10 protein-coding genes are annotated in these 13,233 nt (G+C 56.9%); 1 reads left to right on the forward strand and 9 read right to left on the reverse strand.

Features of this window, described 5'->3' with window-relative positions; genetic code table 11:
• Position 1: 1 nt before the first annotated feature.
• Both alaS and recA read right to left on the reverse strand, forming a co-directional pair.
• On the reverse strand, positions 2–2,674 hold the full coding sequence (alaS, locus tag HW561_RS05775) for an alanine--tRNA ligase (protein WP_176862626.1): 2,673 nt from the start codon (positions 2,672–2,674) through the stop codon (positions 2–4).
• Between the two features lie 171 nt (positions 2,675–2,845).
• Complete coding sequence (recA, locus tag HW561_RS05780; RefSeq protein WP_176862628.1) at positions 2,846–3,910, reverse strand: recombinase RecA; 1,065 nt, start codon at positions 3,908–3,910, stop codon at positions 2,846–2,848.
• A gap of 192 nt (positions 3,911–4,102) precedes the next feature.
• Here recA and HW561_RS05785 point away from each other — a divergent pair, with 192 nt between their 5' ends.
• On the forward strand, positions 4,103–4,696 hold the full coding sequence (locus tag HW561_RS05785) for a sulfotransferase family 2 domain-containing protein (protein ID WP_176862630.1): 594 nt from the start codon (positions 4,103–4,105) through the stop codon (positions 4,694–4,696).
• A 5-nt stretch (positions 4,697–4,701) separates the two neighbouring features.
• Here the strand turns inward: HW561_RS05785 and HW561_RS05790 are convergent, their stop codons facing one another.
• The 7 genes from HW561_RS05790 to HW561_RS05820 all read right to left on the reverse strand — a co-directional run bounded on the left by HW561_RS05790 (position 4,702) and on the right by HW561_RS05820 (position 13,226).
• Positions 4,702–6,993, reverse strand: a complete 2,292-nt coding sequence (locus HW561_RS05790; RefSeq protein WP_176862632.1) for an ATP-binding protein — start codon at positions 6,991–6,993, stop codon at positions 4,702–4,704.
• Positions 6,994–7,101: 108 nt separating this feature from the next.
• Entirely contained in the window at positions 7,102–8,259 is a 1,158-nt protein-coding gene (locus tag HW561_RS05795) for an RsmB/NOP family class I SAM-dependent RNA methyltransferase (RefSeq protein WP_176862634.1), read from the reverse strand.
• Positions 8,260–8,370: 111 nt separating this feature from the next.
• A complete protein-coding gene (locus HW561_RS05800) occupies positions 8,371–9,834 on the reverse strand; it encodes an aldehyde dehydrogenase (protein WP_176862636.1) in 1,464 nt (487 codons plus the stop codon).
• A gap of 14 nt (positions 9,835–9,848) precedes the next feature.
• On the reverse strand, positions 9,849–10,886 hold the full coding sequence (locus tag HW561_RS05805; protein WP_176862638.1) for an LLM class flavin-dependent oxidoreductase: 1,038 nt from the start codon (positions 10,884–10,886) through the stop codon (positions 9,849–9,851).
• A gap of 6 nt (positions 10,887–10,892) precedes the next feature.
• Positions 10,893–11,828, reverse strand: a complete 936-nt coding sequence (locus tag HW561_RS05810) for a flavin reductase (protein WP_176862639.1) — start codon at positions 11,826–11,828, stop codon at positions 10,893–10,895.
• Positions 11,825–12,652, reverse strand: a complete 828-nt coding sequence (locus HW561_RS05815; RefSeq protein ID WP_176862641.1) for an alpha/beta fold hydrolase — start codon at positions 12,650–12,652, stop codon at positions 11,825–11,827. Before HW561_RS05815 ends, HW561_RS05810 begins: the two co-directional genes overlap by 4 nt.
• Positions 12,624–13,226 (reverse strand): amino acid synthesis family protein, encoded by a 603-nt coding sequence (locus HW561_RS05820; protein ID WP_176862643.1) that lies wholly within the window; start codon positions 13,224–13,226, stop codon positions 12,624–12,626. Before HW561_RS05820 ends, HW561_RS05815 begins: the two co-directional genes overlap by 29 nt.
• Positions 13,227–13,233 lie beyond the last annotated feature (7 nt).

Raw genomic sequence — 13,233 nt, forward strand, 5'->3', positions numbered from 1 at the left:
CTTATCCTCCCAATACCTGTTCAGCTGCTTTGATCGCAGCCTCCGCGTTCGTGGCATCTCTGCCGCCGCCCTGCGCCATGTCGGGGCGACCACCGCCCCCTTTTCCGCCCAATTCCACAACGGCAGCTTTAACCAAGTCCACCGCCGAGATCTTGTCCGTCAGATCTTGTGTCACCCCGGCTGCCACAGCGGCTTTTCCGCCGGTATCGGCAATCAGCAAAACTGCACCGGAACCCAAGCGGCTTTTATGTTCATCAATCAATGCAGGCAAATCTTTGCCAGAGACCCCAGTCAGCGCCTGCGCCAGAAATTGGACCCCATTGACTATATGAGATTCACTGCCGTTGCCCTGCCCCGCACCACCAGCCATAGCCAGGTCGCGCCGCAGTTGAGCAACTTCATTTTGCAAGGATTTACGCTCGTCCAGCAGCGCTTTGACACGGTTGACGACATCGATCGGCTGTGCCTTGAGCTCCAGCGCGACCTGCGCCAGACGATGATCCTGAGCCGAGAGATACTGGTAAGCCTCATCCCCGGTCAGTGCTTCGATCCGCCGAACACCGGCGCTGCTAGCGCTGTCGCCCAGCACAACGAATGTGCCGATATCGCCAGTTTGACGCACATGGGTTCCGCCACACAGTTCAATAGACCAAGTTTCACCATCGTGCCCCTTGCCGGTGGGCGCCTTGCCCATTGAGACAACACGCACTTCGTCGCCGTATTTCTCACCGAACAGGGCCTGAGCCCCCAAACCGCGCGCGTCATCTGGCGTCATGACACGGGTTTCGACAACCGAATTCTGTCGGATGAAGTCATTCACCTCGCGTTCGACTTTCTGCACTTCCTCCGCAGTCAACGCCTTGGAATGGCTGAAATCAAAACGCAGTCGATCCGAGGCATTTAACGAACCACGCTGCGCCACGTGATCGCCCAGCGTTTCGCGCAGCGCCTCATGCAGCAAATGCGTAGCTGAGTGGTTGGCCCGGATTGCAGTGCGACGCGCATGATCGACTTCAAGCTCAACCGCGTCACCCAAGGACAGCGCCCCGTGATCGACCGTGACCTTATGAGCGTAAACCTTGCCGTCGGCAAATTTACGGGTGTCTTCGACACGGGAGATGTCGTCCCGCTCGTCCAACCGACGGATCTCGCCGGTATCCCCGATCTGACCACCAGCCTCGCCATAAAACGGCGTCTGGTTGACTACAACCCAGCCGCTGCCACCCTGTTCGATCTTGTCAACCAAAGCACCGTCGACCACGAGGGCTGCTACCTGCCCTTCGGCTTTTTCGGTGTCGTATCCAAGGAAATCCGTGGCTCCGGCGCTGTCCAGCACATCAAACCAAACAGCCTGATCCGCAGCTTCACCTGATCCGACCCACGCCGCGCGTGCCTTGGCCTTCTGTTCGGCCATCGCGACATCAAAGCCATCCGTGTCCACGGCCAGGCCTTTCTCACGCAGCGCGTCCTGTGTCAGGTCCAGCGGGAAACCGTAGGTGTCGTACAATTTGAACGCCGCATCTCCGGGCAGTGGATCACCATCGGGCAGGCTTGCGATTTCGTCATCCAGCAGTTTCAAGCCGCGATCCAGCGTTTGCTTGAACCGGGTCTCTTCCAACAGCAGCGTTTCTTCGATCAACGGCTGGGCCTGCCCAAGTTCCGAATATTGCGCCCCCATCAGTTGAACCAGCGTTGGCACCAAACGGTGCATGACCGGATCTTTCGCGCCCAAAAGATGCGCGTGCCGCATGGCGCGGCGCATAATCCGGCGCAGGACGTAACCGCGTCCGTCATTCGACGGCATCACCCCATCAGCGATCAGGAATGAGGTCGAGCGGAGGTGATCCGCAATCACACGGTGGTGCACATTCTGGTCGCCATATGGATCGACGTTGGTCACTTCAGCCGACGCTTCAATCAACGTTTTGAACAGGTCGGTGTCATAGTTGTCATGGCTACCCTGAAGCAGCGCGCCGATCCGCTCCAACCCCATCCCGGTGTCGATCGACTGCATATCGAGCTCGACCATCGAGCCGTCCGCGAACTGCTCGTTCTGCATGAAAACGATGTTCCAGATTTCGATGAACCGGTCACCATCTTCCTCGGCCGAGCCCGGAGGACCGCCCCAGATGTGATCACCGTGATCATAGAAAATCTCAGTACAGGGACCGCAGGGGCCGGTTGGGCCCATCTGCCAGAAGTTGTCACTGGTGGCGATACGAATGATCCGGTCCTCGGGGATACCCACCTTCTTCCAGATTTCATACGCCTCGTCATCGGTGTGATATACCGTGGCAAGTAGGCGGTTTTTGTCGATTCCAAATTCTTTGGTGATCAGTTCCCAGGCAAAGGGAATCGCCTCGGGCTTGAAGTAATCGCCAAACGAGAAATTACCCAGCATCTCGAAGAATGTGTGGTGACGCGCGGTATACCCCACATTATCCAGATCGTTGTGCTTGCCGCCCGCGCGCACGCATTTCTGCGCCGTGGTGGCCCGCTGATAGTCACGCGTTTCAACTCCAGTGAACAGGTTCTTGAACTGCACCATGCCCGAATTGACAAACATCAGCGTCGGGTCATTGCGCGGCACCAGCGGGCTGGACGCGACCACTTCGTGACCTTGCTTGGCGTAGTAGTTCAGAAAGGTTGAGCGGATATCGTTCAGCGTGGGCATAAGGCTCTCTCAGCGCGCAATCATTATGGTCTGCGCAGGTTTAGCCGCGCACCTCGGCAGTGTCCACAGGATAGGCACACCGGAACGAAACAAGGCGGTCCGGTTGGACCGCCTTGTCGCGAGCAGTTTTAGTTTTCAAAAGGGCTTTGCCCTTGATCCGGTCAGCGGCCGTTAGGCCTCGAGAATATCGTCTTCTTCTGCGGGCGGTGGCATGTCGAATTCCAACCCGTGTGCTGCGCGAATCTTGTCTTCGATCTCCAGCGCAGAACGGCTGTTGTCGCGCAAATACTGCTTGGCATTCTCGCGCCCCTGCCCGATCCGTTCGTCGCCGTAGCTAAACCAGGACCCCGACTTCTCGACTACACCGGCCTTGACGCCCAGATCCAGCAGCTCGCCCATCTTGCTGATGCCTTCGCCATACATGATGTCGAATTCCACCTGCTTGAATGGTGGCGCCACCTTGTTCTTGACGACCTTGACGCGGGTCTGGTTACCGACCACTTCGTCCCGATCCTTGATCGCGCCGATACGGCGGATGTCCAGGCGGACCGAGCTGTAGAATTTCAGCGCATTGCCACCGGTTGTTGTCTCCGGGCTGCCGAACATCACACCAATCTTCATCCGGATCTGGTTGATAAAGACCACCATGCATTTGCTGCGATTGATCGATCCGGTCAATTTACGCATTGCCTGGCTCATCAACCGGGCCTGAACGCCCACGCTGCTGTCGCCCATGTCACCTTCAAGTTCCGATTTCGGCGTCAGCGCCGCAACCGAGTCGACCACAACCATGTTGACCGCACCCGAGCGCACCAACGTGTCGGTAATCTCAAGCGCTTGTTCACCGGTGTCGGGCTGCGAGATCAGTAGTTCATCCAGATCCACGCCCAGCTTGCGCGCATATTGCGGGTCCAACGCGTGTTCGGCATCGACAAAGGCGCAGACCCCGCCGCGTTTCTGCTGTTCCGCAATGCAATGCAGGGTCAACGTGGTCTTGCCCGAGCTTTCAGGGCCGTAGATCTCAACAATCCGCCCCATCGGCAGACCGCCAATACCCAACGCGATATCCAGCCCTAGAGAGCCGGTCGAGCTTGCCTCGATCTCCTGCCTGGTGTCGTCACCCAGCTTCATGATCGAACCCTTACCGAACTGACGTTCAATCTGGGCCAACGCGCTGTCGAGCGCCTTTTGTTTGTCCGCGTTTTTCTTGTCGCTCATCGTCAGAAGATCCGCCATTGTCCTGTCGCCTTCTCTTTTGTCACACCCTTGGCCGGGCGGCAATCGCTGCTTTGTTCGCCTCTTGTTCCTTATGGGACCAAAAAGAGAACATTTCAATAAAAACTTACAAACCTCACTGTTCTGCAATTGTGTTAAAGAGTCGTTTACGACAATCTGAATCCACTGAAGACATATAGAAGAGGCGTTTAAATGCTTGTTTTTTATAGGGAACGACTTGCGTTTCTTGCTGTTCCGAAGACAGGCAGCACCGCCTACCATACGGCTTTGCACGACCGTGCAGACTTTGTTGTCACTGGTCCGCCCGAACTGAAGCACGCGCCGGTGCGCCGCTATGACCGATTTTTTCAGAATATCTTTCGAAAAATGTACGACACAGAGATGGAGATCATGGCCGTTGTCCGCGAACCCATCGACTGGTTGGGTAGCTGGTACAGGTTCCGCAGCCGGCAGGACCGCGTCGGACACCCACACTCAACGCGCAATCTCAGCTTTGATGAGTTTGTCCGCGCTTATATGCAAAACCCCCGCCCCGAATTCGCCGATGTCGGCAGTCAGAGCCAGTTCTTTCGCACACGCAACAACGGGTTTGGCGCCAGCCATGTCTTCAAATACGAACATCAGGATAAAATTCTGAACTTCCTGCAAGACAGGCTGGATTTTGAAATCAATCTGAGCCGGGAAAACGTGTCCCCGCCGGGTAATCTGACATTGACGGACGAAACCGAACACAAGTTCCGCAGGTCTCATGCGGCCGAATTTACCATACACGACTCGGCCCTGTAGCCGGGTCAGTTCAACTGCTGGAACACCGCCTCGGTCAACTGATTGAGGGAGAACGGCTTGGGCAGGAAGGTCGAATTTGCGATTTCCGGACCGGAATCGCCAAATGCACCCTCGGTATAGCCGGACACGAAGACGACCCGAACGTCAGGACGTGTCGCCATTGCTTTGCGAACCCAGGTCGGCCCGTCCATTCCCGGCATGACAACATCGGTGACAAATACATCCACGCAAAGATCGGGATCGTCGAGCACCCGCAACGCATCTTCGGCAGATTCGGCCTCGAGAACAGTGTAGCCTTTCAATCTCAGAGCGCGGGTTGCAAAGGCGCGAACCGGAGCTTCGTCTTCCACCAATAGAACCACGCCTTCTCCCGGACGCGCGCCCTGTGTGTCCGACGGTTCCGCCACCGCAGGCTCAACCTTGGCAGTAACGGCGCAAACGGGCAAGAGAACAGAGAACTCGGCCCCCTGCCCCGGCGCGCTGTCGACAAAGATGAAACCGCCAGTTTGCTTGACGATTCCATAGGCCGTGGACAACCCAAGCCCGGTACCTTCCCCGGTGCGCTTGGTCGTGTAGAACGGCTCGAAAACTTTCTGCAGTTTGTCTGCCGGGATTCCCATACCGCTGTCGATCACTTTGACGGTCACGTATTCGCCCGGCTGAACGGTAGCGCGATCCCGCCTCAGCGGCTGCGTCAGGCGAGCCACCTCAGTTTCAATACGGATTTCTCCACCTTCGGGCATCGCGTCCCGTGCGTTGACCACCAGATTCATCAGAACCTGTTCCAACTGGCGCTTATCTGCCCTGACGGGCTTCAGAACCGGATCATGACTGAGGGTCAGTTGAACTTTCTCACCCACCAGCCGATTCAAAAGATGAATCAGGTCCGAGATCGTATCCCGCAAATCCAGAACCTCGGGTCTGAGGGTCTGTTTGCGCGAAAACGCCAGTAGCTGACTGACCAGAGCAGCTGCCCGGTTGGCATTCTGATTGATCTGAACCAGATCGCCGTAGTTCGGATCGCTCTGGTCGTGTCGCAGCAACAGCAAATCGCAATGGCCGGAAATGGCCGTCAGCAGATTGTTGAAATCGTGTGCCACGCCTCCAGCCAATTGCCCGACAGCTTGCATCTTTTGGCCCTGCACAAATTGCGCCTCAAGCGTTTTGAGTTCGGTTGCGTCATTCAAAACCGCAATCAGGCAAACCTGCCCGTCGTTCACCACCCGGCTCAGCGTAACTTGGACAAAGACATCCTTGTCATCTCGGGTCAGTCGCAAAAACTCGGATCGCTGAGCTTCTTCTTCGGCCGCCGTTCGCCCGAGCCAATCCAGAATGGGATGCCCCAGTCCCTGCATGATCTGACTGACGTTGGTGTCTCTCAGCCGGTGGTCGCCCAGCAGCTTGTCGGCGAGCCTGTTGGCCTCGAGGATAGTCCCATCCGGGGACAAGCACATGATCGGCACAGGAAGATCAGCAAACGCCGTTCCAACGCTGTCTTCGGGTTTCTCTTTCAACGGAACCAAAGCAAGGGTTCGCCCGACACCGGATCGAGACAGCTCTGATACGGCAACCGACACCGCCCCGTCCTGTGTTTTCATCTGGCCGATTTCGCCTTTTTCCGGAAGGCCTTCCAGGAAAACCTGATCCACAGAGCCTGGTCGATACCCCAACAGATGCTCAACTGCAGAATTCAACCGGAGCAGAACACCGTTTCGACCCGCTGTCAGAACGGGTAATGCTAATTCGCCCCAAGGCTCCTGTTCGTCCAAATGAAATCGCCAACAAAACACCTCGGCGCCCAACTCGAAAACGGACACCGGGATCGTGTTGCCCTGCGTTACGATATCCTCGTGCGCCCGACCCTGCGTCTGGGCCCGAGACTGCAACCGCAACAAGATCGCCGAAGGGTTGGCAAAAGCTGATCGCAAACAGCGTACCAGGTTCATGCCCGGCTCCGCCTGAAGTCTTTGCTGTGCACTGGAATTGGCCACCAGAACGTTGCCCTGCGCGTTTGCGATCAGGCATGGAAACAGGTCCTGTTCCGCAAAAGCAGCCATAATCGCAGTCGCCTGACGCGCGGACCTTTGGGCTGTTACCCCTTTGACTATGACGCCTAGCGCGACAACCAAAAAAGAGACCCCGGCGACAATCAGCCCCGCGCTCCAATCCGGCGGCAACACACCGGTGGCAGGTGCGATACCCAAAACCGACGCCAGAATTATAAGAGACCCAAGGCGCCAGACCGGTAAGGGCTTGCGTATGGACAGATCAGACAAGAACTCTGCGATGTCGGACATAAACGGCTCGGGGCAAGGACGTTGGCTCATACAGGCTTAAATTGGTTAATGCCCGCTTAACGAAGGTTGAAATGCGCTTTCTACCTTCGGTTGCTATCCGTCCAGACACTACCGCGTCAAGTGTGCGGTAAAGAACCCATCCGTCCCGTGTTTCACCCGCCATGAATATCGCAACTTGTCCTGCCATTGCGGGTTTTCCGCCAAGAATCCGTCAACGACAGCATCATTTTCGTCCAACAGCATTGAGCAGGTCGCATATGCCAACGTCCCACCTGCACCAGCCAGAGGTGCGATCTGTGTTAGAATACCGCCCTGAATTGCCGTTAAGTCCTGCAAGCGCTGTTCGGTCAGCGCCCATTTTCCTGCAGGCGCGCGCCGCCATGCGCCGCTGCCTGAACATGGAACATCCGCCAGAACGACATCAAATGGCGCGTGGCTGGCAATCTCATCTGTGGCAAGCAAATTGATTTTGGCGCTTGCGCGCGCGGCTCTGGCTGGCAAATCCCGCATCCGACCAGGATCGACATCATGTGCGAATACTTCAACGCCGTGATGCGCGGCCAGTGCCAGCGCTTTGCCGCCTCCACCTGCGCAAAAATCCAATACGCGCATACCCGGTTGCAACTCCAGAGAAGACACGACGGCCTGGCTGGCAGCATCCTGCAATTCGACCAGGCCATCTACATAAGCTTGGCTCTGAGTTATCTTTCGCGCGCCATCTGTCACCTGTAACGCCGTGGTACAGGCCGGGTGCGCGCATGCAGTAATACCATCCGCGCCCAAGGCCATGATGGCGTCAGAAACGTCTGCTTTCAGCAGATTGACCCTCAAATGAACTGGTGCGCGGCTCTGCAAGGCTTGCGCAGTCGGCACTGCGTCGTCTCCAAGAGACGTTGCAAACCGGGGCCACAGCCAATCCGGAATGTCATAGCGCTCGGCATCAGACGCGAAACCACGGGTCACTTCGGTTTCTGAAACAGGTTCTGGCGCGTAACCATCGCCGGAAAACAGCACTTCCAGGTTGCCACCTGCGGCACGAACCGCACCAATCATCAAGCCCCGTCCGGTATAGGTCCCGCCAAGCGCGGCAAAAGACCGTTTGCACCGTACAGCATCGAAAACGTGATCCCTGACAGCCGCTCGGTCCTTTGATCCGGCAAAGCGACTACGCCGGGCCCAACCTGTCAGGGCTTTTTCAACCGGAATCCCAGCCAGAATCTCGTCAAGAATTTCAATTGAGGCCTGAACGCGGGCTGCGGGGGTCATTGCAACTTTCCTGTATGATGAACAGATTTTGACCAGACCGCTCTGAATGCAAAACAATGCCCCGGTCAAGATGCCGCGTTCTGCTTAGCCCTGTTTGCAGTGAGAAACCACTCACCGCATGACAAATGGGTCCGGGATCGGGTCATCACTGGTCCGCAACCAAACAGCTTTGATCTTGGTATAATCCAACGCGGCCTGAATTCCGCCCTCGCGTCCATGGCCAGACAAACCATGACCTCCAAACGGTGCAATAGGGCTGACGGCGCGATAGGTATTGACCCAAACGATGCCGGCCCGAATGGCTTTGATCATGCGATGGGCCCGCGTCAGGTTTTGTGTGAACAAGCCCGAGGCCAGACCGAATTTGGTGTTGTTTGCAATCGCGATAGCTTCTTCTTCGGTCTCAAACGAGACAACCGACAAAACCGGGCCAAAGAACTCATTAGTCAGGCTGTCAGCGTTCGGTGCCTCAGAGCAATCCAGAATGGTCGGCGGAAAATAAAACCCTTCGCGGTCGACGGGTTTGCCACCTGTGATCAGCTTAGCTCCCTGCGCAACGGATCGATCAATCAGGTCAACTGCAATGTCGCGCTGACGGCGGGTGCAGAGCGGGCCAACCTCGGTCGCCATGTCATCCGGAGCACCAATCACAACGGCCTCGGCTTTTTCTTTCAAACGCGCCAGAAAAGCGTCCTTGACCGACGATTGCACCACAAGGCGAGAGCCTGCAACGCAGCTTTGCCCCGTCGCGGCAAAGATGCCCGAAACCTGCGCATTCACGGCGCTTTCAATATCGGCGTCCTCAAAAACAATGAACGGGGACTTACCACCCAGTTCCAGCGAAGTGGAAGCCAGGTTTTTAGCTGAGTTTCGAACGATATGACGGGCGGTCTCCGGACCACCGGTAAAGGCGACATGGGCCACTTTCGGATGGCTGGTCAACGTGGCACCTGCCACTGGGCCGCCGGTAATGACGTTCAGTACACCCTTTGGAAAGCCTGCCAGATCAAAGATCCGCGCAAACTCCAGCATCGGCGCCGGGCCTTCTTCCGAGGCTTTCAGCACAACCGTACAACCCGCCGCCAAGGCTGGGCCGATTTTCACAGCCGACAGGAACAATTGCGAATTCCACGGCACCACTGCCGCCACGACGCCGATGGGTTCGCGGCGCAGCCAGACCTCCATATCCGGTTTGTCGATCGGCAAATGCGCGCCTTCGATCTTGTCTGCCAACCCGGCATAGTAGCGATAATACTCAGCAACATAGGCAATTTGAGCTGACGTTTCACGAATGATCTTGCCGGTATCGCGCGTTTCCAGCTCTGCCAGACGCGGCGCGTTTTCCGCAATCAGGTCGGCCAACCGGTACAACAGCTTTCCACGTGCGGTCGCTGTCATACCCGCCCATTCAGGCGAAAAGAATGCCTGTTCAGCAGCTTCAACAGCGGCATTGACGTCTTTTGCACTGGCCTCCGGCATCCGTGCCCAGACCTTACCAGTTGCGGGGTCCAGACTGTCGAATTGCTCGGCACCGTCCGAAAAAGCACCGCCGATATACTGTTGAAACTGCTGCATTTTACGACAACCCTTTATTGAAACGCTGGCATGACGTCTTTGATGAACCGCTCCAGCGAGACTTTCTTGCGCTCGAACGGCATACTGGAATCGATCCAGAACGAGTACTCGTCATATCCAAGCGCTTCGCTTTTGCGGATGCGGTCGATCACTGTGCCAGCGGTACCGATAACCAGATCGCGCTCCATATTCTCTGGAGAGTAGAATGGATGCGCGGCGATATCTTCGTCGCTCAGCGGGTCGATCAGACCTTGCGTAACATCGCGCTTGTTCATGAACCATGCGCCAAAATAACAGTAGAACCTGTTCAGTTCGATCGCCGCCTGTTTCACATCCGCCTCATCCTCGGCCACATAGGTATGGCGCAGCAGCATGATCTTGGGTCGCGGTATTTCCGGAGATTTCTCGCAAGCTGCATTGAACTTGGACATGAGATCTTCGACCTCATCATCGCCGTTCCAAAGCGGCGTCACCTGCACATTACAGCCATTCTGAACCGCGAACTCGTGGCTGTTCGGATCCCGTGCGGCCACCCATATGGGCGGACCATCCTGTTGCAACGGCTGAGGCGACGAGGTGGTTTTGGGGAATTGGTGGAATTCACCGTCGTGCGCATAATCCCCTTGCCAAAGCTTTTGTACGGCGGGCACCAGTTCGCGCATACGCTGACCGGCCTCCCACGCGTCCATACCCGGCATGAGCCGTTCATATTCGTAGCTGTAAGCGCCGCGAGCGATGCCCAGATCCAGACGGCCATCGGTGATGATGTCGGTCATCGCCGCCTCACCCGCCAAACGGATCGGATGCCAGAACGGGGCGATCACCGTGCCCGTGCCCAGACGCACGTTTTTGGTGTGGCGCGCCACATCGACCAGATTCAGGAACGGGTTGGGTGCGATGGTAAAGTTCATCCCGTGATGCTCACCGGTCCAGACCGCATGCATGCCGCCGTCATCGGCGATTTTGCACAGCTGGATGAACTCGTCATACAACTGTTTCTGATCCTGATCCGGAGAGATCCGTTCCATATGCGCAAAGAGTGAGAATTTCATGCCAGTTTAACTCCCGGAAGTGAGCGGTTTAACCTCGCCACTCACCTCGTTGCCATAATACACCCCAAAATCTCCCATGTGGCTTTCTGCGGCGAACCGTTCCAGCATCGTGCAGATAGCCGGATCAGCGATATCCATCAGCGTGGACTCGATGAGTTCTGTAAAAACACCGTTCGTCGGCTCACCATCGGCGGCCTGACACAGGAATGAGATGTGTTGATGTTTGCGCGCTTCATCCTGGTATACGGAGTAGATAAACCCGGGCTCTGCCCGCACTCCGCTATCGTTTATCAATCTGGTGAGGGCCGCGTTGGCGCCGTCTGCCACGTCGTCTGTGGTTGGAATGGTCAGGCGGCCATGGCCGTCCCCCTGCAGCAGAATCTTGCCATCCCTTTCAATCAGGGCGGACACGACCATGCCGGTCTTTTTGCTCAGAGCCTGAGCCTCAGCCGCGGGCGTGACATAGGCACCGCGCGCATAACCCAGACCGGGTGCGATATTGTGATCAAAAGCCTTAACTTCACCGATTAGGATCAGGTGGTCCCCCGCATCGACGGTTTTGGACATGCTGCAATCAAACCATGCTGACACGCCATCAAGAATGGGCGATCCGTTGGGACCGGGCTGCCAATCAACTGTCGCAAATCGATCCTCGACCGGGCGGGCAAAGGTGTTGGACACCTCGATTTGTCCCTCAGACAGAATATTGATCGCAAATTTCGAGGTATTCGCAAAAGTTGCATAGTTGCCCGAGGTATTGGCCAGACATACCAGAACCATGGGCGGCTCGAGCGAGACCGAGGCAAACGAATTCGCGGTGAAGCCCAGCGGATTGCCCGCCTTATCATGTGCCGTCACAACAGTGACGCCGGTCATGTAGGCGCCGAACGCAGTCCGCAAGGCGCGGGGGTTGTTCAAAGTGTTCGGGTCGAATTCGATCATTTCGGGCCACCCTCTTCCAATGGAGTTTCCAACCAGGCTTCCAACGCTGCATTGACGGTATCCGGCGCCGTAAGGTTCACCATATGCCGGTGATTTTCAATTACGACCGCTGTCCCTCTTGGTGCAGCCTCTGCCATCGCGTGCGACATGGCCGGGGTCGAGTTTGGGTCGCCATCTCCGGTCAAGGCCAACAGCGGAGCAGAAATTAAGCCGAACCCGTCTGCGTATAGGGCGTCACCACGGGCAAACGCGCCATACGCTGTGGCATAGCCATCAATACTGACCGCCGATAGCCAGGCCGCGACCTGATCACGCGCGGCACGTTCAATCGGGGTGTCACCAAACCATCGCTGCAATGGCGTTTCAACATCGAAAGACCCGGTGCCAATCAGTTTTGCACGGTCGATCACCGACTTGCTCGCGGCGTCATCGCGGCAGAAAACGCCATTCAACAAAGCGACCCTCTCAACCCGGTTCGGGTTGCGCACGGCAAGGCCACCCGCAATCAGCGCCCCCATGGAATGACCCGCAAGATTGACACGGTCAAGCGCCAGAGCATCCAGAACCGCCAGCAACCAATCCAGAAAAACCGGCAGATCCGAGCCTGCGGGGATCTGATCACTGCCACCATGACCCGGCATATCCAGCGCGATAACGTGGTGCGATTGTTCGAGGGCCCCAAGCTGAGGACCCCATGCAGCCGATTGCATGCCGACGCCATGTATCAAAACCACGGGTGCAACTTTCCCGGCATGGGAAAGCCCCGTTTCGCGATACGCGACTGTGCCGAACGGCTCAGACAGATGCAGGGTTGTCGACGTCATGGCCCAGTTCCTTGAGATCCTGATACCGGTCTCCGATGCGGTGATGCGGACGACCCCCGATCGAAGCGCCAAGTGCGATCATGATCTCATCCGGCGCCGGTGCGTCTGCGACCTGCAACTGGATTGTCAGGTAGTGACTGCGACGGCCACCATCGTTTTTGTCCATGAGTGGGATTTGCATCGCCGCATTTGCCGGACCGCGCGTATTGGTGAAGGCCAGATATGACTTGGCGCTAACTGCCTCGCGGTAGAAATTACCAAAACGCAAAGTGTGGATCAGGGCCGATCCATGTTCGATTTCGCCATTGACGCCCACGATGGCCGCCTTGCCATAGCCTTCGACCATGTCACCGCCACCAGCCGCCTCAAGCACCATGTCGGTCAGCAGGCTGCCCAGACCCGGTGCGCAATCCTGAATCTCGGGCTTGAGATCATCTACAAAACCGCGCCCTGCCCACGGGTTACGGATCACTGCGATGGCCGCGATCATCTTCAATGGCTGTTCGGCAACTTTGCCGCCTTCGATCAGCGTGTTTTCTACATGCAGCAGTGTTTTTCGGATTTCGGCAGGCATGACGGTA

The sequence above is a fragment of the Ruegeria haliotis genome, from assembly GCF_013377785.1.
Taxonomy (GTDB): Bacteria; Pseudomonadota; Alphaproteobacteria; order Rhodobacterales; family Rhodobacteraceae; genus Ruegeria; species Ruegeria haliotis.